The 25,893-nt window shown below is 70.0% G+C and carries 29 protein-coding genes and 4 tRNA genes; 27 read left to right on the top strand and 6 right to left on the bottom strand.

Annotated elements, in window-relative coordinates; genetic code table 11:
* The first annotated feature begins 2 nt into the window (after positions 1–2).
* From DN051_RS17145 to htpX, 7 genes are all read left to right on the top strand, one after another.
* Positions 3–734: a NuoI/complex I 23 kDa subunit family protein gene (locus tag DN051_RS17145; protein WP_112439015.1), complete on the top strand. Its 732-nt coding sequence runs from the start codon at positions 3–5 to the stop codon at positions 732–734.
* Positions 731–1,399 (top strand): NADH-quinone oxidoreductase subunit J family protein, encoded by a 669-nt coding sequence (locus DN051_RS17140; protein ID WP_112439014.1) that lies wholly within the window; start codon positions 731–733, stop codon positions 1,397–1,399. The genes DN051_RS17145 and DN051_RS17140 overlap by 4 nt, the downstream gene beginning before the upstream one ends.
* Positions 1,399–1,788 (top strand): NADH-quinone oxidoreductase subunit NuoK, encoded by a 390-nt coding sequence (gene nuoK / locus DN051_RS17135; RefSeq protein ID WP_112439013.1) that lies wholly within the window; start codon positions 1,399–1,401, stop codon positions 1,786–1,788. The genes DN051_RS17140 and nuoK overlap by 1 nt, the downstream gene beginning before the upstream one ends.
* Positions 1,785–3,779 carry an NADH-quinone oxidoreductase subunit 5 family protein gene (locus tag DN051_RS17130; protein WP_112439012.1) on the top strand — a complete coding sequence of 665 codons (1,995 nt, stop codon included), beginning with the start codon at positions 1,785–1,787 and terminating at the stop codon, positions 3,777–3,779. Before nuoK ends, DN051_RS17130 begins: the two co-directional genes overlap by 4 nt.
* 6 nt (positions 3,780–3,785) lie before the next feature.
* Positions 3,786–5,360, top strand: a complete 1,575-nt coding sequence (locus tag DN051_RS17125; protein ID WP_112439011.1) for a complex I subunit 4 family protein — start codon at positions 3,786–3,788, stop codon at positions 5,358–5,360.
* On the top strand, positions 5,357–6,880 hold the full coding sequence (locus tag DN051_RS17120; protein WP_112439010.1) for an NADH-quinone oxidoreductase subunit N: 1,524 nt from the start codon (positions 5,357–5,359) through the stop codon (positions 6,878–6,880). The genes DN051_RS17125 and DN051_RS17120 overlap by 4 nt, the downstream gene beginning before the upstream one ends.
* Before the next feature lie 192 nt (positions 6,881–7,072).
* Positions 7,073–7,936 carry a zinc metalloprotease HtpX gene (gene htpX / locus DN051_RS17115; protein ID WP_053762863.1) on the top strand — a complete coding sequence of 288 codons (864 nt, stop codon included), beginning with the start codon at positions 7,073–7,075 and terminating at the stop codon, positions 7,934–7,936.
* Between the two features lie 65 nt (positions 7,937–8,001).
* Here the strand turns inward: htpX and DN051_RS17110 are convergent, their stop codons facing one another.
* A complete protein-coding gene (locus DN051_RS17110; RefSeq protein ID WP_053762878.1) occupies positions 8,002–8,403 on the bottom strand; it encodes a YccF domain-containing protein in 402 nt (133 codons plus the stop codon).
* A gap of 249 nt (positions 8,404–8,652) precedes the next feature.
* Between DN051_RS17110 and DN051_RS17105 the strand changes: the two genes are divergently transcribed.
* Both DN051_RS17105 and DN051_RS17100 read left to right on the top strand, forming a co-directional pair.
* Positions 8,653–9,222, top strand: coding sequence for an SMI1/KNR4 family protein (locus DN051_RS17105; RefSeq protein WP_053762862.1), 570 nt, complete (start codon positions 8,653–8,655; stop codon positions 9,220–9,222).
* Between the two features lie 126 nt (positions 9,223–9,348).
* Entirely contained in the window at positions 9,349–9,615 is a 267-nt protein-coding gene (locus DN051_RS17100) for a GlsB/YeaQ/YmgE family stress response membrane protein (protein WP_053762861.1), read from the top strand.
* A 194-nt stretch (positions 9,616–9,809) separates the two neighbouring features.
* Here the strand turns inward: DN051_RS17100 and DN051_RS17095 are convergent, their stop codons facing one another.
* Positions 9,810–10,298: a YajQ family cyclic di-GMP-binding protein gene (locus tag DN051_RS17095; protein ID WP_053762860.1), complete on the bottom strand. Its 489-nt coding sequence runs from the start codon at positions 10,296–10,298 to the stop codon at positions 9,810–9,812.
* A gap of 221 nt (positions 10,299–10,519) precedes the next feature.
* On the opposite strand from DN051_RS17095, the gene DN051_RS17090 reads away from it, so the two are divergent.
* The 3 genes from DN051_RS17090 to DN051_RS17075 all read left to right on the top strand — a co-directional run bounded on the left by DN051_RS17090 (position 10,520) and on the right by DN051_RS17075 (position 11,696).
* A tRNA-Tyr gene (locus DN051_RS17090) sits at positions 10,520–10,601 on the top strand.
* 537 nt (positions 10,602–11,138) lie between these two features.
* Positions 11,139–11,354, top strand: coding sequence for a hypothetical protein (locus DN051_RS17080; RefSeq protein WP_053762858.1), 216 nt, complete (start codon positions 11,139–11,141; stop codon positions 11,352–11,354).
* 129 nt (positions 11,355–11,483) lie between these two features.
* Positions 11,484–11,696, top strand: a complete 213-nt coding sequence (locus DN051_RS17075) for a hypothetical protein (protein WP_079001811.1) — start codon at positions 11,484–11,486, stop codon at positions 11,694–11,696.
* A 74-nt stretch (positions 11,697–11,770) separates the two neighbouring features.
* Here the strand turns inward: DN051_RS17075 and DN051_RS17070 are convergent, their stop codons facing one another.
* Together DN051_RS17070 and DN051_RS17065 are read right to left on the bottom strand one after the other, a co-directional pair.
* Positions 11,771–12,427 (bottom strand): NAD(P)H-binding protein, encoded by a 657-nt coding sequence (locus tag DN051_RS17070; RefSeq protein ID WP_053762877.1) that lies wholly within the window; start codon positions 12,425–12,427, stop codon positions 11,771–11,773.
* A gap of 122 nt (positions 12,428–12,549) precedes the next feature.
* A complete protein-coding gene (locus DN051_RS17065; RefSeq protein WP_053762857.1) occupies positions 12,550–13,848 on the bottom strand; it encodes an amidohydrolase family protein in 1,299 nt (432 codons plus the stop codon).
* 289 nt (positions 13,849–14,137) lie between these two features.
* On the opposite strand from DN051_RS17065, the gene DN051_RS17060 reads away from it, so the two are divergent.
* The 6 genes from DN051_RS17060 (at position 14,138) to DN051_RS17035 (ending at position 17,004) form a co-directional block, all read left to right on the top strand.
* Positions 14,138–14,210, top strand: a tRNA-Thr gene (locus tag DN051_RS17060).
* Positions 14,211–14,256: 46 nt separating this feature from the next.
* Positions 14,257–14,329: transfer RNA gene (locus DN051_RS17055), tRNA-Met, on the top strand.
* A gap of 90 nt (positions 14,330–14,419) precedes the next feature.
* Positions 14,420–14,584, top strand: a complete 165-nt coding sequence (gene rpmG / locus DN051_RS17050; RefSeq protein WP_003948671.1) for a 50S ribosomal protein L33 — start codon at positions 14,420–14,422, stop codon at positions 14,582–14,584.
* A 333-nt stretch (positions 14,585–14,917) separates the two neighbouring features.
* A complete protein-coding gene (locus DN051_RS17045) occupies positions 14,918–15,370 on the top strand; it encodes a MaoC family dehydratase N-terminal domain-containing protein (RefSeq protein ID WP_053762856.1) in 453 nt (150 codons plus the stop codon).
* A 4-nt stretch (positions 15,371–15,374) separates the two neighbouring features.
* Entirely contained in the window at positions 15,375–15,803 is a 429-nt protein-coding gene (locus DN051_RS17040) for a MaoC family dehydratase (RefSeq protein ID WP_053762855.1), read from the top strand.
* Between the two features lie 145 nt (positions 15,804–15,948).
* On the top strand, positions 15,949–17,004 hold the full coding sequence (locus DN051_RS17035) for a UDP-N-acetylmuramate dehydrogenase (RefSeq protein WP_053762854.1): 1,056 nt from the start codon (positions 15,949–15,951) through the stop codon (positions 17,002–17,004).
* A gap of 45 nt (positions 17,005–17,049) precedes the next feature.
* On the opposite strand, the gene DN051_RS17030 is transcribed toward DN051_RS17035, so the two are convergent.
* Both DN051_RS17030 and DN051_RS17025 read right to left on the bottom strand, forming a co-directional pair.
* Entirely contained in the window at positions 17,050–18,084 is a 1,035-nt protein-coding gene (locus tag DN051_RS17030) for an adenosine deaminase (protein ID WP_053762853.1), read from the bottom strand.
* A gap of 129 nt (positions 18,085–18,213) precedes the next feature.
* Entirely contained in the window at positions 18,214–19,440 is a 1,227-nt protein-coding gene (locus DN051_RS17025; protein WP_053762852.1) for a pyridoxal phosphate-dependent aminotransferase, read from the bottom strand.
* Between the two features lie 282 nt (positions 19,441–19,722).
* On the opposite strand from DN051_RS17025, the gene DN051_RS17020 reads away from it, so the two are divergent.
* The 9 genes from DN051_RS17020 to rplL all read left to right on the top strand — a co-directional run bounded on the left by DN051_RS17020 (position 19,723) and on the right by rplL (position 25,781).
* A tRNA-Trp gene (locus tag DN051_RS17020) sits at positions 19,723–19,795 on the top strand.
* Positions 19,796–19,900: 105 nt separating this feature from the next.
* A complete protein-coding gene (gene secE / locus DN051_RS17015; protein ID WP_053762851.1) occupies positions 19,901–20,188 on the top strand; it encodes a preprotein translocase subunit SecE in 288 nt (95 codons plus the stop codon).
* A 77-nt stretch (positions 20,189–20,265) separates the two neighbouring features.
* The gene (gene nusG, locus DN051_RS17010; RefSeq protein ID WP_112439009.1) at positions 20,266–21,126 is read left to right on the top strand and encodes a transcription termination/antitermination protein NusG; all 861 of its coding nucleotides are present in this window, start codon (positions 20,266–20,268) and stop codon (positions 21,124–21,126) included.
* Positions 21,127–21,395: 269 nt separating this feature from the next.
* Positions 21,396–21,923, top strand: coding sequence for a hypothetical protein (locus tag DN051_RS17005; protein WP_053762849.1), 528 nt, complete (start codon positions 21,396–21,398; stop codon positions 21,921–21,923).
* A gap of 174 nt (positions 21,924–22,097) precedes the next feature.
* Entirely contained in the window at positions 22,098–22,532 is a 435-nt protein-coding gene (rplK, locus tag DN051_RS17000; RefSeq protein WP_053762848.1) for a 50S ribosomal protein L11, read from the top strand.
* Between the two features lie 76 nt (positions 22,533–22,608).
* The gene (gene rplA / locus DN051_RS16995; RefSeq protein WP_053762847.1) at positions 22,609–23,334 is read left to right on the top strand and encodes a 50S ribosomal protein L1; all 726 of its coding nucleotides are present in this window, start codon (positions 22,609–22,611) and stop codon (positions 23,332–23,334) included.
* A gap of 138 nt (positions 23,335–23,472) precedes the next feature.
* Positions 23,473–24,417, top strand: a complete 945-nt coding sequence (locus DN051_RS16990) for an SCO4651 family lipoprotein (RefSeq protein WP_112439008.1) — start codon at positions 23,473–23,475, stop codon at positions 24,415–24,417.
* A 332-nt stretch (positions 24,418–24,749) separates the two neighbouring features.
* Positions 24,750–25,280 carry a 50S ribosomal protein L10 gene (gene rplJ / locus DN051_RS16985; protein WP_053762845.1) on the top strand — a complete coding sequence of 177 codons (531 nt, stop codon included), beginning with the start codon at positions 24,750–24,752 and terminating at the stop codon, positions 25,278–25,280.
* A gap of 114 nt (positions 25,281–25,394) precedes the next feature.
* A complete protein-coding gene (gene rplL, locus DN051_RS16980) occupies positions 25,395–25,781 on the top strand; it encodes a 50S ribosomal protein L7/L12 (protein WP_053762844.1) in 387 nt (128 codons plus the stop codon).
* Positions 25,782–25,893: the final 112 nt, after the last annotated feature.

Genomic DNA, 25,893 nt, shown 5'->3' with positions numbered 1-25,893 from the left:
CCATGGCTCCCATTCCCGGCTCCGGCCTCGCCAAGGGCCTGGCCGTCACCCTCCGCACGATGACGAAGAAGACGGTCACCGAGCAGTACCCCGACGTCCTGCCGGACCTGCCGCCCCGCACTCGCGGCGTGATCGGCCTGTTCGAGGAGAACTGCACGGTCTGCATGCTCTGCGCCCGTGAGTGCCCCGACTGGTGCATCTACATCGACTCCCACAAGGAGACGGTCCCCGCGGCGACCCCCGGTGGCCGTGAGCGCAGCCGCAACGTCCTCGACCGGTTCGCCATCGACTTCTCGCTGTGCATGTACTGCGGTATCTGCATCGAGGTCTGTCCTTTCGACGCCCTGTTCTGGTCCCCGGAGTTCGAGTACGCCGAGACCGACATCCGTGAACTCACCCACGAGCGCGACAAGCTCCGCGAGTGGATGTGGACGGTCCCGGCCCCGCCGGCCCTCGACCCGGGCGCGGAGGAGCCGAAGGAGATCGCCGCCGCACGCAAGACGGCGGAGAAGCTCGCGGCCACGCTCGCCGAGCCCACGGAGCCGACCCGACCGACCGGAACGACCGGAACGACCGAGGCCACGGAGTCGACCGGGCAGACGGGACCGACCGAGCCCACGAAGCCTGCCGGACCGACCGGACCCACGGAGCCGACCCGACCGACCGGAACGACCGGACCGACCGGACCCACGGAGCCGACCGGGCCCACCGATCCGCAGGGAGGGCAGTCGTGACCCTCGCCGCAGCCGCCGTGACGGCGCACACCACGGTGACCGGCGCCGCAGCGGAAGCGCACGGCTTCCTCTCCCCGACCGGCGTCGAGATCGCCTTCCTCCTTGTCGGCCTGGTCACCTTCGGCGCCGCGATCGTCACCGTCACCACCCGCAAACTCGTGCACGCCGCCCTGTGGCTGGTGGTGGCCCTCGGCGGGCTCGCCGTCGAGTACCTCCTGCTCACCGCCGAGTTCATCGCCTGGGTGCAGGTCCTCATCTACGTCGGTTCCGTCGTCGTCCTCCTGCTGTTCGGTCTGATGCTGACCCGGGCCCCCATCGGCCGCTCCCCGGACGCGGACTCCGGCAACCGCTGGGCGGCTCTCACGGTGGCGGCGGCCTCCGCCGGCACCCTGATCTGGGTGGTCGTCGACGCCTTCCGCACGACCTGGATCGACCTGGACGGCGCCCCCGCGGGCTCCACCGAGGTGACCGGCAAGGCCCTGTTCCAGAACTGGGTGCTCCCCTTCGAAGCCCTTTCGGTCCTCCTCCTCGCCGCCCTGGTCGGCGCGATCGTGCTGTCCCGCAAGGCGAAGGCGGCCGCGTCCGGCCCCGCGAGCGTCCCGGCCGCGCCGAGCACCCGGGACGGCAAGGCCGGCAAGGCCAGTGACAAGGACGGTGTCAGCTGATGCACCTCGCCTACCCCGCCGTTCTGTCCGCCCTCCTGTTCTGCACCGGCCTGTACGGCGTGCTCGCCCGCCGCAACGCGATCCTGGTCCTGATGTCGGTCGAGCTGATGCTGAACGCCGTCAACCTCAACCTGGTCGCCTTCGACGTCTGGCTCAGCAGGACCGCCGAGGAGACCCTGCACTCCGGTCAGGCGCTGACCCTGTTCACCATCGCCATCGCGGCCGCCGAGATCGGCATCGGCCTGGCGATCGTCCTCGCCGTCCATCGCAACCGCGGTACCTCGGACATCGACAAGCTCCGCGACACGGCCGAAGGCCACGGGGCCGACGCATCCGACGACGCCGCCACAGCCGGGTCGGCCGCCGAGAAGGCTGAGGCCACCGCGTGACCACGACCACCCTCGCCGTCCTCGTCCCCCTCCTTCCGTTCCTCGGTGCCGGCGCGGGTCTGCTGCTGGGCCGTACGGCTCCCGGATTCGTCCGCCCGCTCGCCGTCCTGCCGACGCTCGCCACACTCGTGCTCGCCGTGCTGGTCGCCGTGCGCCAGAGCGGCGACGAGCCCGTCACCGCGGCCAGTGAACTCACCCCGACCGGCTCGGTCCCGGTCGAACTGGCCCTGTACATCGACGGCTTCGCCGCCCTCGTCGCCGTGCTGGTCGCGTTCGTGGCGACGTGTGTGCAGATCTACTCGACCGGCTACCTGCGCGAAGACCCGCGCTACCCCTCGTACGCCGCGCTCGTCTCCCTGTTCACCTCCGCCATGCTCCTCGTCGTCTACTCGGGCGACCTGATGGTGCTGCTGGTCGGCTGGGAAGTCATGGGCATCTGCTCCTACTTCCTGGTCGGCCACTACTGGGAGACCCCGGAGGCCCGGGCGGCCTCCCTCAAGGCGTTCCTGGTGACCAAGCTCGGTGACGTCCCCTTCCTGATCGGCCTGTTCGCGCTGGCCGTCGACGCCGGGTCGTTCGGCATCACGCGCATCCTCGCCACCGTCGCGAACGGCGGACTCGACCATCCGACACTGATCGCCCTGCTGCTCCTGGCCGGGGTGGCGGGCAAGTCGGCGCAGTTCCCGCTGCACACCTGGCTTCCCGACGCGATGGCCGGCCCCACACCCGTCTCCGCGCTGATCCACGCGGCGACGATGGTCGCCGCCGGTGTCTACTTCGTCGCCCGTCTCCTTCCGCTGTTCGAGGCCTCGCAGGCCGCGATGGTGGTGCTCGCCGTCATGGCCGCCGTCACCATGGCCGGCTCGGGGCTCGCCGCACTCGCCCAGGACGACATCAAACGCGTCCTGGCCTACTCGACGATCGGCCAACTCGGCTACATGACCGGTGCCCTCGCCGTCGCGGACCGCGGGGCCGCCGTCTTCCACCTCCTGTCGCACGGCGCCTTCAAGGCGCTGCTGTTCCTCGCGGCCGGCGTGATCATCCACGCCGCCGGCACCAACTCCCTGGCAGCCATGTCCCGTATGCGGGGGCTGCGCGACCGGGTCCCGGACGCCTACTGGACGATGACCGTGGCACTGCTCGCGCTCGCCGCGATCCCGCCCTTCAGCGGCTTCTTCTCCAAGGAGTCCGTCCTCGGCGCCGCCGAACACGTCACCACCGGCCACACCGAGCACGCCCCCGCCGCCGCGGGCTGGCTCGTCCTCGTCGCCGGACTGTTCGCGGCCCTGCTCACCGCCGCGTACGCGATGCGGCTGTGGCTGCTCGCCTTCCGCGGCGACGGCGCGGAGGCCCCGGACCACGGCAGGCAGCCCCTGACGATGACCGTGGTGCTGTGGGTGCTCGCCGCCCCGTCACTCGCGCTGGGCGGGCTGGCGTACCAGTCGCTGCCCGGCTGGTTCGACGGCGGTGAACTGACCCCGACCCTCACCACGTCCGTCCTGGGCACGGGCCTCGCCCTGGTCGGTGGCATCGTCACCTACGCCGCCTGGCGGTACACCGCGGCGTCGGCGGCCCGCGTCCCGCTGGGTGCGGTCGCGGCCCATCCCGAAGGCGACGCGGGACAGGTCGAGGCGGAGACGATCGCGAGCCACGAGCCCGTGTACGGCGACGTGGCCCGCGCCCCCGACCCGGCCGACCCGGGACGGCTCCTGCTCGGCCCGCTGCACCGCCACGCGGCCGTCGGGTTCCACGTCGACGCCGTGTACTCGGCGCTGTTCGTCCGCCCCGTCCGGGCCGGCGCCGACCTCGTCCGGTTCCTCGACCGCGAGGTCGTCGACACCTACGTGCGCGGCGCGGGCGCCCTACCCCGCTGGCTCGGTGCCGCCGTACGGCGTGCCCAGACCGGCAATGTGCAGACCTATGTGAGCGCGCTGCTCGCCGGCACCGTCGTCCTGGTGGTCGCCGCCGTCCTCGTCGCCACGGGAGCGTGAGCAGGCGTGATCGATATCAGCGAGTCCGTGATGCAGTTCCTTCTGGCGTTCGTCGTCGTCGGTCCGCTTCTCGGCGCCGCCGCCGCGCTCCTGCCCGCACCGCCCGGGCTGAAGGGGAAGTCGCCCGAACAGGCCGTGCTGCGCCACGGCGTCACCGTGACCGGTGCGGTGCTCCTCGCGGCGATCGTCCTGGCGCTCGGCTTCGACCACGACCAGCCGTCGAAGATCCAGGCGAGCATCGACATCAGCTGGATCCCCGCACTGGACGTGCGCATCCACCTCGGCGTCGACGGCATCTCCCTCCCCCTTCTGCTGCTGACCGCGCTGCTGACCTTCCTCTGCGCGCTCTACTCGTACTTCAAGATGCCCGCGGGCCCGACCCCGAAGGCGTTCGTCGCACTGGTGCTGCTTCTCGAGTCCGGCACGCTCGCCACCTTCGCCGTCCTCGACCTGCTGCTGTTCTTCCTGGCCTTCGAGATGGTGCTCATCCCGATGTACTTCCTCATCGCCCGCTGGGGCGGCGAGGGGCGGGCGCAGGCCGCCTGGAAGTTCATCCTCTACACGCTGCTCGGTTCCGTGGTCATGCTGCTCGGCCTGCTCCTGATCGGAATCACGGCGGGCACATTCGACATGGTGGCACTCGCCACTGACAACGGCCGGTCGCTGACCACATTCGTGCAGGTCGTCGCGGTTTTGGCGATCGGGATCGGGCTCGCGGTCAAGACGCCGATGTGGCCGCTGCACAGCTGGCTGCCGGACGCTCACACGGCCGCGCCGACGGTCGGCTCGGTGCTGCTGGCCGGCGTGCTCCTCAAAATGGGCACCTACGGTTTCGTCCGGATCCTGCTGCCGATCGCCCCGGACGGGTTCCGGACGTTCGCGCCCTACCTCGCCGCGTTCGCCGTCGTCGGCATCATCTACGGGTCCCTGGCCTGCCTCGCCCTCGCCAAACAAGGTGCGAAGGGCGACCTCAAACGCCTCATCGCGTACTCGTCCGTCGGCCACATGGGATTCGTCCTGCTGGGTATCGCGACCATGACCCCGACCGGCGTGAACGGCGCACTCTTCGCCAACATCGCCCACGGTCTGATCACCGGCCTGCTGTTCTTCCTGGTCGGCGCGTTGAAGGAGCGCACCGGCACCACCGACCTCGACGCCTTGGCCGAACAGACCGGAGGAGCGCTCTACGGCAAGGCACCCCGGCTCGGCGGCCTGCTCGCCTTCGCCGCGGTCGCCTCGCTCGGCCTCCCGGGTCTCGCCGGGTTCTGGGGCGAGATGCTGGCGCTGTTCGGCGCGTTCGAGCCCGCCCCCGAGCTCAGCCGTCCCGCCTTCCTCACCTTCATGGCGATCGCCGCGTTCGGCACGCTGCTGACGGCCGCCTACCTGCTCGTCGTGGTCCGACGCGTGTGCATGGGCGCCGTACCGCAAGAAGCGCCGAGGCTCGCCGACGTCCAGCCCTACGAGTTCGCGGCCTGGACCCCGCTCGTCGCCCTCACCGTCGTCGCCGGACTCTGGCCGAAGACCCTCCTGGGCCTGACCGACCCGGCCGTGCAGCAGCTCCTCGCAGGAGGCACCCGATGAGCCCCGTGGCCCAGCCTCTGGCGCAGTCCGTGGTCCAGTCCGTCGACTGGCTCGCCATCGCGCCGCCCACCATCGCGGCCGTGGTCGGCCTCGCCGTACTGGTCGCCGACCTGTTCGTCGGCGACAACCGGAAGGCGCTCCTCGGCTGGGTCTCCGTCGCGGGCCTGGCCGCGTCCACGCTGATGCTGCTGCCGCTGCTCGACGGTGACCGCTCGACCTTCTGCCTGACCGGCGACGCCGACGTGTGCAGCTATACCGTGGACGGCTTCACCCTGGTCATCCAGTTCCTGGTCCTCGGCGGCGCCCTCCTGGCGGCGCTGCTGTCCGTCACCGCGCTGAAGGACGCGCGCGGGGGACTGCCCGAGGGCGAGTTCTGGTTCCTGCTGCTGTCCTCCGCGGCCGGTGCCGCGCTCCTGCCGGCCTCACGCGACCTGGCGACACTCATCGTCGCCCTGGAAGTCGCCTCCCTGCCCGCGTTCGCCCTGGTCGGCATCCGGCACGGCGACCGGAAGTCGTCCGAAGCGGCCCTGAAGTTCTTCCTGTCCTCGGTCACCGCGACCACGGTCAGCCTCATGGGCATCAGCTTCGTGTACGCCTCCACCGGCACCCTCTACCTCACCGAGATCGCCGGCCGCATCGACGGCGTAGACGGGCAGCTGCACACCCTCGCCCAGGCCGGCGTGGTCCTCACCCTCATCGGCTTCGCCTTCAAGACGGCCGCGGTGCCCTTCCACTTCTGGGTGCCCGACACATACGTGGGCGCTCCCCTTCCGGTCGCCGCCTATCTGTCGGTCATCGGCAAGGCGGTCGGCTTCTCCGGCCTGATCCTCGTCACGGTCCTCGCCTTCCCGTCGTACGCGGACGTGTGGGGCCCGGCGCTCGCCGTGCTGGCGGCCCTCACCATGACCGTCGGCAATGTCGGCGCCCTGCGCCAGCAGAGCACGCGCGCGTACAGCGCGGTACGCCTGCTCGCCTGGTCCTCCGTGGGCCAGGCCGGCTACCTCCTGGTGCCGATCGCAGCGGCCGCCTACTCCGACGACGCCGAACGCTCGATCGGCTCCACCGTGGCCTACGCGCTGATGTACGCCGCCGTGAACCTCGGCGCGTTCGCGGTCGCCGCGCTGGTCGGCCGTACGAAGACCCTCAACCGCGTCGCCGACTACCGGGGCCTCTACGCCGCGAACCCGGTGACCGCGCTGCTGCTGGCTTTCTTCCTGCTGTGCCTGGCCGGGCTGCCGCCGGGCATCATCGGCCTGTTCGCGAAGGTCACCGTCTTCTCCGCGGCCGTCGACGCGGGCCTGGGCTGGCTCGCCGTACTCATGGCCGCCAACGTGGTGATCGCGTTGTTCTACTACCTCCAGTGGACGGCGCTGCTGTTCCGAGCCCCCGAGGGCGAGCCCGCCAGGCACCACGTCCCGGCGCCCCTGACCGCCGCGATCGCCCTCACGGCCGTTGTCGGCATCGGCCTGTCCGGGGCGCCGCAGCTGGTCCTGCGCTTCGCGGACACGGGACTCTTCTAGCGCGCACGGGGCTCTTCTCACGGGCGCTCACCCGGACGGCCCACCCGGGGCGCCCTCCGCACAAGGGAACTAGTGCTCCTCGCCTGGCGTTGTGCAAATCGGGAGGTTCCACTGGTCGTGTCACCGCGGACCAGCGGGATCGGAGATCAGCCAGCAAAGGGTTCCCCTGCTGCACCACTTGGAGGGCGTACCGTGCACCGCCGGCACAACGGGCTCAGGACCGCAGTACTCCTCGGGGGACTGTCCGCACTCATCATCGTCATCGGCAGCTTCTTCGGGCGCGCCGGACTCGTCGTCGCCGTCCTGGTCGCCCTCGGCACGAACGCGTACGCGTACTGGAACAGCGACAAGCTGGCGCTGCGGGCGATGCGGGCCCGCCCGGTGAGCGAGTTCGAGGCACCCGCGCTGTACCGCATGGTCCGCGACCTCTCCACCCAGGCCCGTCAGCCGATGCCCCGTCTGTACATCTCGCCCACGGAGGCGCCGAACGCCTTCGCGACCGGCCGCAACCCGCGCAACGCCGCCGTGTGCTGTACCGAGGGCATCCTGCGCATCCTGGACGAGCGGGAGCTGCGCGGTGTCATCGGCCACGAGCTGAGCCATGTCTACAACCGCGACATCCTCATCTCGTCCGTCGCCGGAGCCCTGGCTTCCGTGATCATGTTCCTGGTCAACTTCGCCTGGCTGATCCCGATCGGTCGTTCGAACGACGACGACGGCCCCGGCATCTTCGGAGTGCTGCTGATCATGATCCTCGGGCCCCTCGCGGCCTCGCTGATCCAACTGGCCATCAGCCGCTCCCGGGAGTACGAGGCGGACGCGTCCGGCGCCCAGCTCACCGGCGACCCGCTGGCGCTCGCCAGCGCGCTGCGCAAGCTGGAGGCGGGTACCAAGCAACTGCCGCTGCCCCCCGAGCCGCGGATCGAGACCGCGAGCCACATGATGATCGCGAACCCGTTCCGCCCGGGTCAGGGGCTTTCCAAGATGTTCTCCACCCACCCTCCGATGGCGGAGCGCATCGCCCGGCTGGAGCAGATGGCGGGCCGCCACCAGTGACGACGGGCCCGTGAGACCGCCGCACCTCGGGCGGCGGCCGGTGGCACCGAGCAGGCACGGTGCGGTCAGCGGGCGCCGAAAGCCTCGTCGGTGGGCACGATCTCCCGCCCCAACGGCATCAGCGAGATCGGGATCATCTTCAGGTTGGCCCACCCGAAGGGGATGCCGATGATCGACAGGAACAGCGGGATGCTGGTGATCAGGTGCCCCAGCGCCAGCCACCAGCCAGCGAAGATCACCCAGATCACGTTCCCGATGAACGACGGCGCCCCGGCGTCCCGCCGCTCCACGGTGGTCCTGCCGAACGGCCACAGCACGAATCCCGCGATCCGCAGCGAGGCGATGCCGAACGGGATGGTGATGATCAGGATGAAGCACACCAGGGCCGCGACGGTGTAGGCGATCGCCATCCAGATCCCGCAGAAGACCAGCCACAGGATGTTCAACAGCATGTTGAACAGCTTCATGATCAGCACCTTTCGGGTCGCTGCCGGCAGTACCTGCCAGGACAAGTATCAGCCGGTCACGCGTTTCGGGCAGGGTCGCAGTACCCCTGTGGCGAGATCGGGAACGTTTCGGGACGCTCTCGCGGTCCACCCGGATGGACCGCCGTATCCCCAGGGGGATTCGTCGGCGCCGTCCCGCGGGTTTTCCACAGCCCTCGTGGTTGTCCACAGCCGCCCCCGATTGTCAGTGGCGGCTTGCATGATGAATCCATGACCGAGATCGCGCAGTTGCTGACCCGGGTGGAGGCCAAGGCCCGCAACACCCGTCCGTGGGGGTGGACTTCACTCCCGGCTCCCGTGGACCCCGCCACCCTGGCCCGAGCCGAGGCCGCCCTGGGTTTCCGCCTCCCGCCGCTGCTCGCCGACCTCTACCTGCGCATAGCGGACGGCGGATTCGGCCCGGAGTACGGCCTGTTGCCGCTCCTGGACAGCTCCCCGGCCGACGAGCGGCCGGCCGTGGTGCAGTACCTCGCCCATCGCGACAGCGGCCGCAAGCGCCCGGAACGGCCCTGGCCCGATGGCGTTCTGCCGATATCCCACTGGGGCTGCGGCATGTACGCCTGCGTGGACTGCCGCACGCCGCAAGCCCCCGTTCTGCTCTACGAACCGAGCGCCGACGACGCGGACCACGCCTGGTACGTGGACGCCCCGAGCCTCGCCACCTGGCTGGGCTCCTGGATCGACGGCACCGGCTGGTACGACGAGACCACCGAGGAGCCGGAGATGCCCTCCTGGACCGACTTCCGCATACGCACGACGGCGACGTCGCCGATCAGCTGACCGACCCGGAGGGCACGTCAGGCGTTCGCGTCGACTGATCGCCGCGCACCACGAGAGCGCCGGCCCGGGACCGACATCACACCCCGGGGGCAGTGCAGACACGGCATGGAAGGGCAGGTACACGGCATGAGCATCATCAGCTGGATCATTCTGGGGCTGTTGGCCGGAGCCATCGCCAAGTTCCTGCTGCCGGGCCGTGACCCGGGCGGCTTCATAGGGACGACGCTGATCGGCGTCACAGGGGCGTTCATCGGCGGCTGGATCTCGGCCCGCTGGCTCGACCAGCCCATCACCAAGGACTTCTACGACGGCACGACCTGGGCCGCGGCGATCGGCGGCTCCCTCGTCCTGCTCATCGTGTACCGCATACTCTTCGGCCACTCGCGGGACTGACCGACAGGCGCGGCATGCGACTGGCACGGCGAGACGACCGGCTCGTGGTCGATGCACCGGGCGGCGCATCCGGACGGCACCCGGACGGCATTTGAAGAGCAGCCCCTGACAGCGGAGAAGGGTGGGCAACCGGCCCACCCTTCCCAGCCGCGCACGGCGCCGGGAAACTGCTCCCGGCCGCTCCTGGCAGCGGACTACCGGTAGTTCACGAACTGAAGGGCGAAGTCGAAGTCCTTGCCCTTGAGGAGGGCGATGATGGCCTGGAGGTCGTCGCGGCTCTTGGAGCTGACGCGGAGTTCGTCGCCCTGAACCTGGGCCTTGACGCCCTTGGGGCCCTCGTCGCGGATGATCTTCGCCACCTTCTTCGCGTTCTCCTGGGAGATGCCCTCCTCGATGGACGCGAAGATCTTGTACTCCTTGCCCGAGAGCTGCGGCTCGCCGGCGTCCAGGGCCTTCAGCGAGATGCCGCGCTTGATCAGCTTGGACTGGAAGACGTCGAGGACGGCCTTCACACGGTCCTCGGAGTTCGCCTCCATGAGGATCTTCTCGCCGGACCACGAGATCGAGGCACCCACACCCTTGAAGTCGTAGCGCTGCGAGATCTCCTTGGCGGCCTGGTTGAGGGCGTTGTCGACCTCCTGCCGCTCGACCTTCGAGACGATGTCGAAACTGGAGTCGGCCATGTGCTGTGGCTCCTTGTATCGGGGTGCGTATCGGTGCGCCGCGGCGCAGGCAGGGCGACATCCGAGCCCGGCTCGGCGCCGGCCGCATCCGGACAAGCCTAGCCACCCCCGGCCCCTCCAGCGCCGATTAATCGGGTGGCGAAGCACCCCTGGGCATCGGGTATTGTTTACGTCGTTGCCAGCGAGCACCGCCGAAAGCGGGTTCGAATGGCGACAACCTTGGCGGTGTGCCCGAGCGGCCAAAGGGAGCAGACTGTAAATCTGCCGGCTCAGCCTTCCCAGGTTCGAATCCTGGCGCCGCCACATGGTGACCGAGGGCCCGTTGCTTGCTGAATCAGCAAGCAACGGGCCCTCAGTCGTATGCTCCGGCGACCGGCGACTCCACAGCCTCCGCCGAGCCGCTCGGACGGGCGGCACTGGCCTCCGTCCCGCGATGTCCGCGAGCCGAGCGGAGGACCCCGCAGCGGTCGTCGGCACGCCTCCGCCCTGAGGGCTGCGCCCCTCAACCGAACCGGCGGTGATGAAGATCATATGGGTGGGGCAGGCCCGCGATCGGTGCGTTCCGGGAGGTGGCGGGGACGCCGCCCGCGAGGAGCAGGTGCCGGGGATGTTCTTCAGGTCCGGGGTCTGCTGGAGGCGCTCGGCCGGCTCGGAAGTGGGGGCGATCCCGGCGGCCGGGGTGAATGCCTTGAACTCGGACTCGTAGGACACCCGCACCGGCGCCGTGGCCGTCAAGAACGAGCGGCGCTTGTAGCCGTAGGGCGCGCTTCGCCCGCGCGTCCGCATCGCCCACCTCCCGCCCCACGTGCGTGCCGACGTCACCCCCTTCACCCTGGTCCCATGACCAGCGAGCAGCCCGCCGTCGTCTACCCGGCCGCCGAGGACGGCGGTCGTCGCGTCCGCGTGGGGGACCAGTTCCTGGGCATCGCGTACGGCCTGCTGGACGTGGCCGAATTCCTGCGCCGGTCCGGGATCGAGGACGCCGACCCCGAGTACGTGCGGCAGTCGGAGATGATCGAGTGGCGCGGCGGCGGCCCGGAGGTGTGGGGGCGGTGAGCGGCCGATCCGGCGGCGTACCGCCCAGGTCAGCGGGCACCCGTTCCCCGCGCGACAACGGAGTCGCCCGGCGCGCTGATGGCTCGGTGTCCCGGCGTCCCGGCGCTCGATCCGGGGCACACTGACCCCATGTCCTCCCGCCGCAGAACCTGCCCCGAGTGCCGTCGCGAGATCGCCGTCGTCGCCGGACGGTTCGCCCGCCACGACCCGCCCGGCACACGGGAGAACGGCCTGCTCGTCTCATGCCCCGGGTCGCGGCGACAAGCACAACTGGGCGCAGTACAGCCGTCGTTGGACGGACACGTGGTACCGGAGTTCCCCGGCCAGCTCCCGCTGTTCTGACCCGGTGCCGAACGCGCAGGCGCGGCCCCTCGCCGGCCGCCCGCGCCGGGAGCGACCCGCAGTACGGCCCAACGTCAGTTTCCCGCCACCGACTTCACCGCCACCGACACCGGCGTGGACCCGCCGATCAGCTCCAGCGTCAGACCGGCGGTCGCGGGGGTTTCCAGCAGTTCGGCCAGTACGGCGGCCACGTCGTCGCGCGTGACCGGGCCGCGGCCGGTGTGCGCCTCCAGGCGTACGAAACCGGTGCCGGGGTCGTCCGTCAGCGAACCGGGGCGCAGGATCGTCCAGTCGAGGGCGTCCAGGCCGCTGACGTACGCGTCCGCCTCGCCCTTGGCCCGCAGATACACGTCGAACACGTCGTCGCCCTCGTGCCGTGGGTCGGCGCCCATGGATGACACGACCAGGAGTCGCCGGACGCCCGCCCGGACCGCGGCGTCCGCGAAGAGTACGGCCGCGCCCTTGTCCACGGTGTCCTTGCGTGCCGCCCCGCTGCCCGGGCCGGCCCCGGCCGCGAACACGGCCGCACCCGCACCCTGGAGATAGGCCGCGACGTCCTCGACCGCCGCCGACTCCAGATCCAGCAGGATCGGTTCGGCGCCCACCTCCCGCAGGTCGTCGCCCTGTTCCGCGCGGCGGATGATGCCCGCCGCCTCGTAACCCCGCGTTGCGAGCAGCCGCTCCAGCCGCAACGCGATCTGACCATGACCACCAGCGATGACAATGCGCATGTTTCCGACCGTACGCCCGAACGGCCCCGTCCGCCCCATGGCCTGAGCCCGCCTCCCAAGGCCTCCGCGCCCGTACCGACGGCCTCCTCCGCGCCGCGGACACCGCCTCGCTCGTCACCCTCTTACGAGAGCTCCTGCCGTCCCTGCCGGGGCAGTCCCAGTTCCGTCGCGGCCGCCGAGTTGCAGTACTCCCGCACCGCACTCGTCCGCGCTACCACCCGTCCCCGGTGCACCACGATCCGGCTGTAGGCGAGCGACAGCGCGCCCGCGAGCCCGTCCCCGCGCACCGCGAGGAGTTCGGCCGGGAAGCCCGCCTCGACCCGTACCTCGGGCAGTCCCAGCACGGCCCGTGCCGAGGTGCTCACCGCGTCGTAGGCGTCCTCGGGGCGCAGTCCGTACCGGGAGGCCAGCAGGTAAGCGGCCTCCAGGGGGTCGCCGCGGCCCACCGGGTTCGCCGCGTCGCGCAGTGCGCCGCTGCCCGCGGCGAGGCGCACGCCGGCGGCGCGCAGCAGCCGTACCGGAGCCGTGCCGAGGCGTTCGGCCGCGCAGCAACCGCCCTGCGGCAGGCACACCACGGTCACTCCGGCCGCCGCCAACTGGTCGGCGGTGCGCGAGGCCACGTCGGCGGGGAGCCGGCCGAGTCCGCCGCACGGGCCGATGGTCACGCCTGGGCGCAGGCCGCCGGCCATCGCCGCGAGGCGGGCCAGCCGGGCCGGATCGGTGGCGTCGGTGTGCAGGTCGACGGGACAGCCGTGTTCGGAGGCCAGTTCCAGGACCGTCTCGACGTATCCCGTCGGGTCGGGGTCCAGGTCCGGGCAACCGCCCACCACGGAGACGCCCATCTTCACCGCGTCCCGCAAGGTGGCGAGGCCGTCGGCGCCCGCGACACCGGTCAGCACCCGCGGCATCGCGACCGTCGCCAGCTCGGCGAGCCCGCGCAGGGAACGCCGCGCCTGGAGTACCGCGGTCAGTGCCGCCAGCTCTTGTACGTCGCCCACGCGCACGTGCGCGCGCAGCGTGGTCGCCCCGTGCCCGAGTTGCAGCAGGGCGGCCTCGGTCGCGCGGCGTTGGACGTCCTCGGGCTCGTGCGAGACCGGGCCGCAGCCCGCGGACAGGGCGGTGTCCGCGTGGGCGTGGGGCTCGACCGGGGCCGGCAGGAGGAGGTAGCCGCCGAGGTCCACCCGCGCGCCGGAGCAGCGGGTCGTGCTCAGACTGCCGGCCGTGCCGACCGCCTCGATCCGCCCGCCACCCAGCCGGACGTCCACCGTCCGGCCGTCGGTGAGCCGTGCCCCGCACAGCAGCAGTCCGGCCGCGTCGCGTTGTCCCGGCGGGTTCGACGAACCCGACGAGCCCGACGAGCCCGACGAGCCGGACGAGGACGACGACGAGGAGTGGGGCGGCTGCGGCTGGCTGTCGGGCATCGCGCTCCAGGGACTAGGGCTGGGATTCCGGCCCGGGTTCGCCGATGGGGCCGGAGACAGGTCTGGACGTGGGGCGGCCGCGCAAGATCACGCAGAGTGAGTCGAGCGTAGGACGGAGGTCGCGCTCCGTCGGGGAGGAGCGCAATAGTCGTACCGGTGTGGTCCGCCGTTCAGAGCGATGCGGACGAGGCCTCACGGGGCCGGTGGGAGATCCGTGTTCGGGGCGGAGCGGGGCCTGCGAAACGGATTTGGGTGAACGGCGGCCGAGCGTGTAATGTCTTCATCGCTCGCCCCAATAGCTCAGTCGGCAGAGCGTCTCCATGGTAAGGAGAAGGTCAACGGTTCGATTCCGTTTTGGGGCTCTGGTGTGAGAGGTTCCCGTCGCAAGACGGGATCTGATCGCATCGCAGCGGTGTAGCTCAGTCGGTAGAGCAAGCGGCTCATAATCGCTGTGTCACCGGTTCAAGTCCGGTCACCGCTACTTACAGTAGCCGATTGCGGGGTCGGTCCTTCGATCGGCTACTCTTTCTTGCGTTAAATCACGACTACCCGTTCGTCAAGGAGCACTCACGTGGCTGCCACCGACGTCCGCCCGAAGATCACGCTGGCCTGCGTGGAGTGCAAGGAGCGGAACTACATCACCAAGAAGAACCGGCGGAACAACCCGGACCGCCTCGAGATGAAGAAGCACTGCCCGCGCTGCAACGCGCACACGGCACACCGCGAGACCCGCTGACCTCGGTCGCGTCCATCGCGTGCGTCTGACGCATCTCATACATCTCCATACATCGCGAGGATCGCGCAGAAGTCAGCGGATCGCAGGGATCGTAATGATCTGATCCCGCTGGTCTCTCTGTTCTCGGAGATCTTCGTTCGCGAGGCCGCCCCCCGGTTCCGAGGGGCGGCCTCGCGGCGTTTTCCGTCACCCTTTCGGTCGGCGTGGTCGTCGCGCGCATTCGGACGCAGCGCCCTTTTATACGGTTGACCGGGCAAGGTGTCCGGATGCGGGCGCCTTGAGACGGCCGTCGTTCACCGGTCAACCACAGCAGACACCAGGAGGTGCCGAGCCATGGCGCTCGACCAGTCCTTCGTGGGGCGGAGCTACCCGCCCACCGACCCCTATGAGGTGGGCCGGGAGAAGATCCGTGAGTTCGCGGAGGCGGTGGGAGACGCCAACCCGGCCTATACGGACCCGGAGGCCGCGAAGGCCCTCGGTCACCCCGACGTGATCGCGCCGCCGACCTTCGTCTTCGCGATCACCTTCAAGGCCGCGGGCGAGGTCGTCGCCGACCCGCAACTCGGCCTGGACTACAGCAGGGTCGTGCACGGCGACCAGCGGTTCGTCCACCGGCGCCCGGTGCGGGCCGGTGACCGGCTGACGGTTACCTCGACCATCGAGTCGATCAAGTCCCTCGCGGGCAACGACATCCTGGACGTCCGCGGCGAGGTGCACGACGAGGCCGGCGAGCACGTCGTCACCGCCTGGACCAAGCTGGTGGCCCGCGCGGCCGAGGAGGCGTGAGCAGATGACCGCCAAGATCGCGTACGCCGACGTCGAGGTCGGCACCGAACTGCCCGCGCAGAGCTTCCCCGTGACGCGCGCCACCCTCGTGCAGTACGCCGGTGCCTCCGGGGACTTCAACCCGATCCACTGGAACGAGAAGTTCGCCAAGGACGTCGGGCTGCCGGACGTCATCGCGCACGGCATGTTCACCATGGCCGAGGCCATCCGCGTCGTCACCGACTGGGTCGGCGATCCGGGAGCGGTGGTCGAGTACGGCGTCCGCTTCACCAAGCCCGTCGTCGTCCCGAACGACGACAAGGGAGCCACGATCGAGGTCAGCGCCAAGGTGGCCGCCAAACTCGACGACGACACCGTGCGCGTGGACCTCACGGCGACCAGCGCCGGACAGAAGGTGCTCGGGATGTCCCGGGCGGTCGTGCGCCTGGCCTGAGCCGCGGCGAACTGCCGAGCGGTCGGTTCTTCGACCGATCGAGCCACCGAGCGGCAGATGCGGGGCGTCCGTGACGACGGGCGCCCCGGCGGCGGCCCGCGCGCGTGTGCCGGGGCCGTCGGTGCCGTCTCGTAGTCTTGGGCGCGTGCAGGAACTCCACGACGCGCCCCTCGCCCCACTGACCACCTTCCGGCTGGGCGGCCCCGCCACCCGGCTGGTCACCGCCACGACCGATGCCGAGGTCGTGGCCGCCGTCCGTGAGGCCGATGCCGCCGGGACACCGCTGCTGATCATCGGCGGCGGATCCAACCTGGTCATCGGTGACCAGGGCTTCGCGGGCACCGCCCTGCGCATCGCCACCCGCGGCTTCGAGCTCGACGGCCCACGGCTGGAACTGGCCGCCGGCGAGGTGTGGACGGACGCGGTCGCCGGCACGGTGGAGGCCGGACTCGCCGGCGTCGAGTGCCTGGCCGGCATCCCCGGCTCGGCGGGTGCCACACCGATCCAGAACGTCGGCGCGTACGGCCAGGAGGTGTCGTCGACGATCACCGAGGTGATCGCGTACGACCGCAGGTCCGGCGAGACGGTCACCCTCACCAACGACGCCTGCGCCTTCGCCTACCGGCACAGCCTGTTCAAGGCCGACCCCTCGCGGTACGTCGTCCTGCGGGTCCGTTTCGAGCTGGAGGACGCGGACGGCCTGTCGGCGCCCGTCAAATACGCGGAGGCGGCCCGCGCCCTCGGGGTCGAACCGGGCGACCGCGTCCCGCTGGCCGACGCACGCGAGACCGTCCTGAAGCTGCGCACCGGCAAGGGCATGGTCCTCGACCCCGAGGACCACGACACCTGGTCGGCGGGCTCCTTCTTCACCAACCCGATCCTCACCGACGCCCAGTTCGCCGCCTTCCACGCGCGTGTGCGCGAGCGCCTCGGCGACGGTGTCGAACCTCCGGCCTACCCGGCGGGGCAGGGCCGCACCAAGACCTCCGCGGCCTGGCTGATCGACAAGGCGGGCTTCACCAAGGGCTACGGCAGCGGCCCCGCCCGCATCTCCACGAAGCACACCCTCGCCCTGACCAACCGGGGCGCGGCGACCACCGCGGACCTGCTGGCACTCGCCCGCGAGGTCGTCACCGGTGTCCGCGAGGCCTTCGGGATCACGCTGGTCAACGAGCCGGTCACGGTGGGAGTGAGCCTCTAGGCCCCGAGGAGGGGACGGGCTCCGGGCCGCGAGACAGGGGACGGGCTACTCCTCGCGCAGCCAGTCGTCCACGCCCGCCAGCAGTTTCGCCTTCACGTCCTGCGGCGCGGCCGAGGCCCGCAGGGACTGGCGTGCCAGTTCCGCGAGCTCCGCGTCGGTGAAGCCGTGGGACTCCCGCGCCAGCTCGTACTGCGCGGCCAGACGCGCCCCGAACAGCAGCGGGTCGTCGGCGCCCAGCGCCATTGGCACCCCGGCCTCGAAGAGGGTGCGCAGCGGCACGTCCTCCGGCTTCTCGTAGACGCCGAGCGCCACGTTCGACGCCGGGCATACCTCGCAGGTGATGCCCCGGTCGGCCAGACGCTTGAGCAGGCGCGGATCCTCGGCCGCCCGCACGCCGTGACCGACGCGGTCCGCGTGCAGGTCGTCCAGGCAGTCGCGGACCGAGCTGGGGCCGGTCAGCTCGCCGCCGTGCGGTGCCGAGAGCAGACCGCCCTCCCGGGCGATGGCGAAGGCCCGGTCGAAGTCCCGTGCCATGCCGCGCCGTTCGTCGTTCGACAGGCCGAAGCCGACCACACCCCGGTCGGCGTGGCGGACGGCCAGCCGGGCCAGTGTGCGGGCGTCCAACGGGTGCTTCATACGGTTCGCGGCCACCAGGACCCGCATCCCCAGGCCGGTCTCCCGCACGGCCGAGTCCACCGCGTCCAGGATGATCTCCAGCGCCGGGATCAGACCACCCAGACGAGGGGCGTACGACGTCGGGTCCACCTGGATCTCCAGCCAGCCCGAGCCGTCCTTCAGGTCCTCCTCCGCGGCCTCCCGCACCAGCCGCTGGATGTCCTCCGGCTCCCGGAGGCAGGAACGTGCCGCGTCGTACAGCCGCTGGAAGCGGAACCAGCCCCGCTCGTCCGTCGCCCGCAGCTTCGGCGGCTCCCCGCTCACCAGGGCCTCGGTCAGCACCTCCGGCAGTCGCACCCCGTACTTGTCGGCCAGCTCCAGCAGCGTGGCCGATCTCATGGAGCCGGTGAAGTGCAGGTGGAGATGGGCCTTGGGGAGGGCGGAGAGATCACGTACACGTTCCATCCCAGGATCCTGCCGTACCGCCCGGCCCTCCCGGTAGCGCTTTCGCCCTCCGTGGCGCCCCTCGCACGAAGAAACGGGCCGCCTCCCACCGGGAAGCGGCCCGCCACGCGCGCGTGAAGCGCGACGACCTCAGTCGCGTGCCTCCGCGAGCAGCTTCTGGATCCGGCTGACGCCCTCGACGAGATCCTCGTCACCCAGCGCGTACGACAGCCGCAGATAGCCCGGCGTGCCGAACGCCTCGCCCGGGACGACCGCGACCTCGGCCTCCTCCAGGATGAGCGCGGCCAGCTCCACCGTGTCCTTCGGACGCTTGCCGCGGATCTCCTTGCCGAGCAGGCCCTTCACCGTCGGGTAGGCGTAGAAGGCGCCCTCGGGCTCCGGGCAGACCACGCCGTCGATCTCGTTCAGCATGCGCACCACGGTGCGGCGGCGCCGGTCGAAGGCCTCACGCATCTTCGCGACGGCGTCCAGGTCGCCCGAGACGGCGGCCAGCGCGGCGACCTGCGCGACGTTCGAGACGTTCGACGTGGCGTGCGACTGGAGGTTCGTCGCGGCCTTGACCACATCCTTGGGGCCGATGATCCAGCCCACCCGCCAGCCCGTCATCGCGTACGTCTTCGCGACGCCGTTGACCACGATGCACTTGTCGCGCAGCTCCGGAAGCAGCGCGGGGAGGGACACGGAGGCCGCGTCGCCGTAGACCAGGTGCTCGTAGATCTCGTCGGTCAGCACCCACAGGCCGTGCTCGACGGCCCAGCGCCCGATGGCCTCCGTCTCGGCTTCGGAGTAGACCGCTCCGGTCGGGTTCGAGGGCGAGACGAAGAGCACGACCTTCGTCCGGTCGGTGCGGGCCGCCTCCAGCTGCTCCACGGTGACGCGGTAGCCGGTCGTCTCGTCGGCGACGACCTCGACCGGGACACCGCCGGCGAGGCGGATCGACTCCGGGTAGGTCGTCCAGTACGGGGCGGGGACGATGACCTCGTCGCCCGGGTCGAGGATCGCGGCGAACGCCTCGTAGATGGCCTGCTTGCCGCCGTTGGTGACGAGGATCTGCGAGGCGTCGACCTCGTAGCCCGAGTCACGCAGCGTCTTCGCGGCGATCGCGTTCTTCAGCTCGGGCAGACCGCCGGCCGGCGTGTAGCGGTGGTACTTGGGGTTCTTGCACGCCTCGATCGCGGCTTCGACGATGTAGTCCGGGGTCGGGAAGTCGGGCTCGCCGGCACCGAATCCGATCACGGGCCGCCCGGCCGCCTTCAGGGCCTTGGCCTTGGCGTCCACGGCGAGGGTGGCGGACTCGGAGATCGCGCCGATACGGGCCGAGACCCGGCGCTCGGTGGGAGGGGTTGCAGCGCTCATGGGCCCATCGTTTCAGACCGGAAACCGGCCCGGCACACGGGTTTCACAGACTGAACAGCCCCGGGCGCACCGCTGGACACCAGTCCGGATACGCCGGGTGGCCTGGGTGATCTTCCCTCGAAGCGCAGCGGATCTTCCACGCACCGAGTCCTGCCGGGCACTTTCTGTTCGACGCCCGGCTCATGAGCACGTACACTCTCACGTCGTTGGCCTTCATCACGCCGTACTCATCCGGTGCACACCGAGCACTCGGTCGGATGCGGTACGTTGGGGGGCACACAAAGGGTCGTAGCTCAATTGGTAGAGCACTGGTCTCCAAAACCAGCGGTTGGGGGTTCGAGTCCCTCCGGCCCTGCTACACACACCGCCAGGATGTGTGCGCAGGTACGTACAGCAATGCACCGCCGTGCGGCTCAGACCGGGCGCGGCACGGCCACGACCCGGGATCAGGTGAGGATGAATGACGGACGCCGTGGGCTCCCTCGACACGCCTGACGCTCAGGACGAGGCGCCGGAGTCTCAGAAGAAGACCCGCAAGGGCGGCAAGCGCGCCAAGAAGGGCCCGCTGAAGCGCCTGGCCCTCTTCTACCGGCAGATCGTTGCGGAGCTCCGCAAGGTGGTCTGGCCGACGCGCAGCCAGCTGACGACGTACACGACCGTCGTGATCATCTTCGTCGTGATCATGATCGGCCTGGTGACCGTGATTGACTATGGGCTCGACCACGCCGCCAAGTACGTCTTCGGCTGAGCCAAGAGCGAAGGGCGCCGTCACCGGCGCCCCTTTCGCGTGTTCCACCCCCATGTATCCAGGAAGAAGCAGCCACCGTGTCTGACCCGAACCTGAACGAGGCCGTCGAGCCGGACGAGTCCGTGGATGACGAACTCGACATCGTCGAGGGCGCGGACGAGGTCGACGAGTTCGAGGCTGCGGAAGCCGAGCTGGGTGAGCCGGCCGAGGAAGCCGCCCTGCACGTCGAGGACGAAGAGTCCGACGAGGGCGACGCCGACGAGGACGCGGACGCCTCCGACGAGGCGGAGCAGGCCGACGAGGAAGAAGCGGCCGAGCCGGTCGACCCCGTCGCGGCGCTCCGCGAGGAACTGCGCACCCTGCCCGGCGAGTGGTACGTCATCCACACCTACGCCGGTTACGAGAACCGGGTGAAGACCAACCTGGAGCAGCGCGCCGTCTCGCTGAACGTCGAGGACTACATCTTCCAGGCCGAGGTGCCGCAGGAAGAGGTCGTCCAGATCAAGAACGGCGACCGCAAGACCATCCGCCAGAACAAGCTCCCCGGCTACGTCCTGGTGCGCATGGACCTGACCAACGAGTCCTGGGGCGTCGTCCGCAACACGCCGGGCGTCACCGGCTTCGTCGGCAACGCCTACGACCCGTACCCGCTGACGCTGGACGAGATCGTCAAGATGCTCGCCCCGGAGGCCGAGGAGAAGGCCGCGCGCGAGGCTGCCGAGGCCGAGGGCAAGCCGGCGCCGCAGCGCAAGGTCGAGGTGCAGGTGCTGGACTTCGAGGTCGGCGACTCGGTCACCGTCACCGACGGCCCCTTCGCCACGCTCCAGGCGACGATCAACGAGATCAACGCCGACTCCAAGAAGGTCAAGGGCCTGGTGGAGATCTTCGGCCGGGAGACCCCGGTGGAGCTCTCCTTCGATCAGATCCAGAAGAACTGATCGAAGCAGTACTGGGGAGAGCCCCCGACCGGCCATCGCGGCAGGTCGGGGGCTTTTTCGTGCACCCACTCCACTAATTGTGTTCTGCGCCACAACCATCCCGGGGGTTGGGTGGTCTGACTTGATGACCGAAACGCGTGGACAGTGCGCTTCAGTAGGGTGCGGCATGCTTCGCGTTGGTTTGCCCTGCCTTGCTTCAGTCACATCGTTCAGCGAGAGCGTTCGGCACCCGTCGAGTCAGTCACCGACAGCCAGGGGGAAACGTCCTCATGCGTGCTCGCAAATTCCTGATCGTCGCGGCGGTCTCCGCCTGTGCCCTGCTTCCGGCGTCCTCCGCCCTCGCCGGCACCGGCCCCGCCCCGAAACCGAACAAGCAGCAGACGACTGCCCGCTCCACCGCACCGAGCGAGGCGGGCAACCCGCTCAGCACCAGGGCCCGGGCCGCCGGTGTCTGCTCGGACGCCTATCAGATCGGCGCCACCGCCTACATCGACCGTGCGGGCGCGCACGTCGCCTCGGTGAAGCAGTTCTACTCGCCGTCCTGTGCGCAGAACTACGGCTACGTGTGGGTGTGGCAGAGCTTCCGGGACAAGATCAAGGACTACGACGTGAGCACCGGCGTGTACAGCTACGCGCGGGACCAGATCGTCGGGCAGGACTGGTGGATCGCCAGCAACACCCAGGAGTTCTGGTCGCTGCCGGCCGACACGTCCGAGGAGTGCACCGCGGCCATCGGCACCCTGCGTGCCCCGGGTGACCCGCTGCCGGGCCAGGCCGCCACGTCCAAGCGCTGCTGAACCGCCGGGCGGGTCCGGGCTCCGGCCGACGCGCGGCTGCCGGAGCCCGGCCTGACCTGTCGGTTTTGGGCCCGGGGCGTTACCCGTTATCGTTGTGCGGTATGCCTTCGTCCGAATGATCCGCACGATCGATGGATGGAGGCGGAAACCTCTCACTAGGACCCGGAGAGAGCAATGCCTCCCAAGAAGAAGAAGGTCACGGGGCTCATCAAGCTCCAGATCCAGGCCGGCGCAGCCAACCCGGCCCCGCCGGTCGGCCCCGCGCTGGGTCAGCACGGCGTGAACATCATGGAGTTCTGCAAGGCCTACAACGCCGCGACCGAGTCGCAGCGTGGCTGGGTCATCCCGGTGGAGATCACGGTCTACGAGGACCGTTCCTTCACCTTCGTGACCAAGACCCCGCCGGCCGCCAAGATGATCCTGAAGGCCGCGGGCATCGAGAAGGGCTCCGGCGAGCCGCACAAGACCAAGGTCGCGAAGATCACGCGCGACCAGGTCCGCGAGATCGCCACCACCAAGATGCCCGACCTCAACGCCAACGACCTGGACGCCGCCGAGAAGATCATCGCCGGCACCGCCCGTTCCATGGGCGTCACGGTCGAGGGCTGAGCCCCACCTTCCAGCAGCAGAAGTGGCAGGGCCTGCTCGGTCCGGACCACGACTCCTAAGAAACCCAGGAGCAGTAGTGAGCAAGCGCAGCAAGTCTCTCCGCGCTGCGGACGCCAAGATCGACCGGGAGAAGCTGTACGCCCCGCTCGAGGCCGTCCGTCTCGCCAAGGAGACCTCCACGACCAAGTTCGACGGCACCGTCGAGGTCGCCTTCCGTCTGGGTGTCGACCCGCGCAAGGCCGACCAGATGGTCCGTGGCACCGTGAACCTCCCGCACGGCACCGGTAAGACCGCCCGGGTCCTGGTCTTCGCGACCGGTGACCGTGCCGAGGCCGCTCGTGCCGCGGGCGCCGACATCGTCGGCGCCGACGAGCTCATCGACGAGGTGTCGAAGGGCCGTCTGGACTTCGACGCCGTCGTCGCCACCCCGGACCTCATGGGCAAGGTCGGCCGCCTCGGCCGCGTGCTCGGTCCGCGTGGTCTGATGCCGAACCCGAAGACCGGCACCGTGACCCCCGACGTCGCCAAGGCTGTCAACGACATCAAGGGCGGCAAGATCGAGTTCCGCGTCGACAAGCACTCGAACCTGCACTTCATCATCGGCAAGGCGTCGTTCGACGACGCCAAGCTGGTGGAGAACTACGGCGCCGCGCTGGAGGAGATCCTCCGTCTGAAGCCGTCCGCCGCCAAGGGTCGCTACATCAAGAAGGCCGCCATCACCACCACGATGGGCCCCGGCATCCCGGTCGACCCGAACCGCACCCGCAACCTCCTCGTCGAGGAGGACCCGGCCGCGGTCTGAGCCAGCCGGCTCTCGCAACCGGTCACGGGCCCCGCACCTCTCAGGTGCGGGGCCCGTTCCCTTGCGGGTACCGGGTACGCCTGTCAGCCCCCTGGGTTAGCGTGCTGGCACGGGACCGGATCTCGCCCAGGGGGACGAATGACGAGCAGCAGCCCGCGCGTGACGAGCGGCAACCCGCGTGCGGGCCTGCGCCGCGCGGCCCTGGCGACCGTGGCCGTCACCGCGCTGACCCTCGTCGCCTGCACCGCCTCCGACGCCGACTCCGACCGCCCGGCGAAGGACGACGGCATCGGCCGGTCGGGAGCTGCCCAGACCGGCTCGGTGGCCGCGCTGCGCACCGCCGAGCGGTCCACCGACCGGGGCGACTCCGCCCGGGTCGAGTCCACCACCACCATGGGCAGCCTGATGTCCATGACCGCCGCCGGCACCCTCGGCTGGGACGACGGCATCACCGGCACGCTGACCATCACCTACACCGGCGGCACCATCGCCGACACCATGCGCCGCCTCGGCAGCACCTCGATGGAGGCCCGCTACCTGCCCGACGCGTACTACGCGCGGATGGGCGACGCGTTCGCCGAGAAGGCCGGCGGCAGACACTGGGTGAGATACGCGTACGACGAGATGGCGGACCTCGCCGGCGGCTCGGGCGCGTACCTCCAGGACCAGATGCGCAACACCACCCCGCAGCAGTCGGTGGAACTGCTGCTGGCCTCCGGGAACGTCCGGAAGGTCGGCGAGGAGCAGGTCCGCGGGGAGCGCACCACGCACTACGCCGGCACGGTCGACGTGGCCGACCTCGCCGCCCGGAACCCGCACCTGTCCGAGAGCCGGCTGGCCGATCTGAAGGCACTGCTCGAGCGGGCCGGCGTGACCAGTCAGAGCGTGGACATCTGGATCAACGACCGGGACCTGCTGGTGAAGAAGGTCGAGAAGGGCCGGACGGCGACGGGCGAGCTGACCCAGACCGCCTACTACAGCGACTACGGAGCCGACGTCGACGCCGAGCCGCCCCCGGCCGACGACACCCAGGACTTCGACGAACTCCTCCGGCGGCAGGGAGGCACAGGGCTGTCGCGTTGAGGCAGTTGCTGGAAGGGCCCGGCGAGGACGCCGCCGCCTGAGGACGGTACGACCGGATTTGCTCGACAGCGATCCGGTCCCGTACTCTTCTGCCGAAGCCAAAGACCGCTGGTCGTTGCCGTGCGCTCGCAAGAGAGTGCGGTGGCCGAAGGATCCGCTGAACTGCGGACGACCCGCGCAGGTGACAGTGGAAGTGCTCCCGGACCGGATCCGCACCGCGGAACCCATCTGGTCGAGCTACGCCCCGTGCACCTGCGCCGGGGCGTTTCGTTTTCCCCAGTTCTCCTTCGGGTCCGCGCGGTCCGAATCACCCGGAAGGAGGCCGAGGCTCTATGGCGAGGCCCGACAAGGCTGCCGCGGTTGCCGAGCTGACGGACAAGTTCCGCAGCTCCAACGCCGCCGTGCTGACCGAGTACCGCGGTCTCACCGTGGCGCAGCTCAAGACGCTGCGTCGTTCGCTCGGTGAGAACGCCCAGTACGCCGTGGTGAAGAACACGCTGACCAAGATTGCGGCCAACGAGGCCGGGATCACGCTGGACGACCAGCTCTTCGCTGGTCCGACGGCCGTCGCCTTCGTCACCGGTGACCCGGTGGAGTCGGCGAAGGGTCTTCGTGACTTCGCCAAGGACAACCCGAATCTCATCATCAAGGGCGGTGTCCTTGACGGCAAGGCGCTGTCCGCCGATGAGATCAAGAAGCTTGCGGACCTCGAGTCCCGCGAGGTTCTGCTCAGCAAGCTGGCCGGTGCCTTCAAGGCGAAGCAGTCCCAGGCTGCCTCCGTCTTCCAGGCGCTGCCGTCGAAGCTCGTCCGCACCGTGGACGCGCTGCGCGCCAAGCAGGCCGAGCAGGGCGGTGCCGAGTAACTCGGCTCGCACACTGACCGCCGCAGCCTGAACGCGACGGTCACAGCGGGCCAGACGTACGCCCGCCTCACATGTACATCCGGCACCCGCCGAATTAGTGGAAGGACCGCCATCATGGCGAAGCTGTCTCAGGAAGACCTGCTCGCGCAGTTCGAGGAGATGACCCTCATCGAGCTCTCCGAGTTCGTGAAGGCGTTCGAGGAGAAGTTCGACGTCACCGCCGCCGCTGCCGCGCCGGTCGTCGTTGCCGGTGCCGCTGGTGGCGCCGCCGCCGAGGCCGTCGAGGAGCAGGACGAGTTCGACGTCGTCCTCACCGGCGCCGGCGACAAGAAGATCCAGGTCATCAAGGTCGTGCGCGAGCTGACCTCCCTCGGCCTGAAGGAGGCCAAGGACCTGGTGGACGGCGCCCCGAAGCCCGTCCTCGAGAAGGTCGCCAAGGACGCCGCGGAGAAGGCCAAGGAGGCCCTCGAGGGCGCCGGCGCCTCCGTCGAGGTCAAGTAACACCTCCGGTCCGGAGTCTCTCCGTACCTCCCGCGCGCTGAACACGGTCCTTCGAAGGGCTGTAACGCGAACGCACCGAAGGGCGATCATCCATCCGGGTGGTCGCCCTTCG

The sequence above is a fragment of the Streptomyces cadmiisoli genome, from assembly GCF_003261055.1.
Lineage (GTDB): Bacteria > Actinomycetota > Actinomycetes > Streptomycetales > Streptomycetaceae > Streptomyces > Streptomyces cadmiisoli.
This window is presented reverse-complemented; position numbering and strand designations above follow the sequence as displayed.

Coding starts and splice junctions, on each gene's coding strand:
- DN051_RS17145 (WP_112439015.1), top strand. CDS start 3: ATGGCTCCCATTCCCGGCTCCGGCCTCGCCAAGGGCCTGGCCGTCACC.
- nuoK (WP_112439013.1), top strand. CDS start 1,399: ATGCACCTCGCCTACCCCGCCGTTCTGTCCGCCCTCCTGTTCTGCACC.
- DN051_RS17120 (WP_112439010.1), top strand. CDS start 5,357: ATGAGCCCCGTGGCCCAGCCTCTGGCGCAGTCCGTGGTCCAGTCCGTC.
- DN051_RS17110 (WP_053762878.1), bottom strand. CDS start 8,403: ATGAAGCTGTTCAACATGCTGTTGAACATCCTGTGGCTGGTCTTCTGC.
- DN051_RS17105 (WP_053762862.1), top strand. CDS start 8,653: ATGACCGAGATCGCGCAGTTGCTGACCCGGGTGGAGGCCAAGGCCCGC.
- DN051_RS17100 (WP_053762861.1), top strand. CDS start 9,349: ATGAGCATCATCAGCTGGATCATTCTGGGGCTGTTGGCCGGAGCCATC.
- DN051_RS17095 (WP_053762860.1), bottom strand. CDS start 10,298: ATGGCCGACTCCAGTTTCGACATCGTCTCGAAGGTCGAGCGGCAGGAG.
- DN051_RS17080 (WP_053762858.1), top strand. CDS start 11,139: ATGACCAGCGAGCAGCCCGCCGTCGTCTACCCGGCCGCCGAGGACGGC.
- DN051_RS17075 (WP_079001811.1), top strand. CDS start 11,484: ATGTCCTCCCGCCGCAGAACCTGCCCCGAGTGCCGTCGCGAGATCGCC.
- DN051_RS17070 (WP_053762877.1), bottom strand. CDS start 12,427: ATGCGCATTGTCATCGCTGGTGGTCATGGTCAGATCGCGTTGCGGCTG.
- DN051_RS17065 (WP_053762857.1), bottom strand. CDS start 13,848: ATGCCCGACAGCCAGCCGCAGCCGCCCCACTCCTCGTCGTCGTCCTCG.
- DN051_RS17045 (WP_053762856.1), top strand. CDS start 14,918: ATGGCGCTCGACCAGTCCTTCGTGGGGCGGAGCTACCCGCCCACCGAC.
- DN051_RS17040 (WP_053762855.1), top strand. CDS start 15,375: ATGACCGCCAAGATCGCGTACGCCGACGTCGAGGTCGGCACCGAACTG.
- DN051_RS17030 (WP_053762853.1), bottom strand. CDS start 18,084: ATGGAACGTGTACGTGATCTCTCCGCCCTCCCCAAGGCCCATCTCCAC.
- DN051_RS17025 (WP_053762852.1), bottom strand. CDS start 19,440: ATGAGCGCTGCAACCCCTCCCACCGAGCGCCGGGTCTCGGCCCGTATC.
- secE (WP_053762851.1), top strand. CDS start 19,901: ATGACGGACGCCGTGGGCTCCCTCGACACGCCTGACGCTCAGGACGAG.
- DN051_RS17005 (WP_053762849.1), top strand. CDS start 21,396: ATGCGTGCTCGCAAATTCCTGATCGTCGCGGCGGTCTCCGCCTGTGCC.
- rplK (WP_053762848.1), top strand. CDS start 22,098: ATGCCTCCCAAGAAGAAGAAGGTCACGGGGCTCATCAAGCTCCAGATC.
- DN051_RS16990 (WP_112439008.1), top strand. CDS start 23,473: ATGACGAGCAGCAGCCCGCGCGTGACGAGCGGCAACCCGCGTGCGGGC.
- rplJ (WP_053762845.1), top strand. CDS start 24,750: ATGGCGAGGCCCGACAAGGCTGCCGCGGTTGCCGAGCTGACGGACAAG.
- rplL (WP_053762844.1), top strand. CDS start 25,395: ATGGCGAAGCTGTCTCAGGAAGACCTGCTCGCGCAGTTCGAGGAGATG.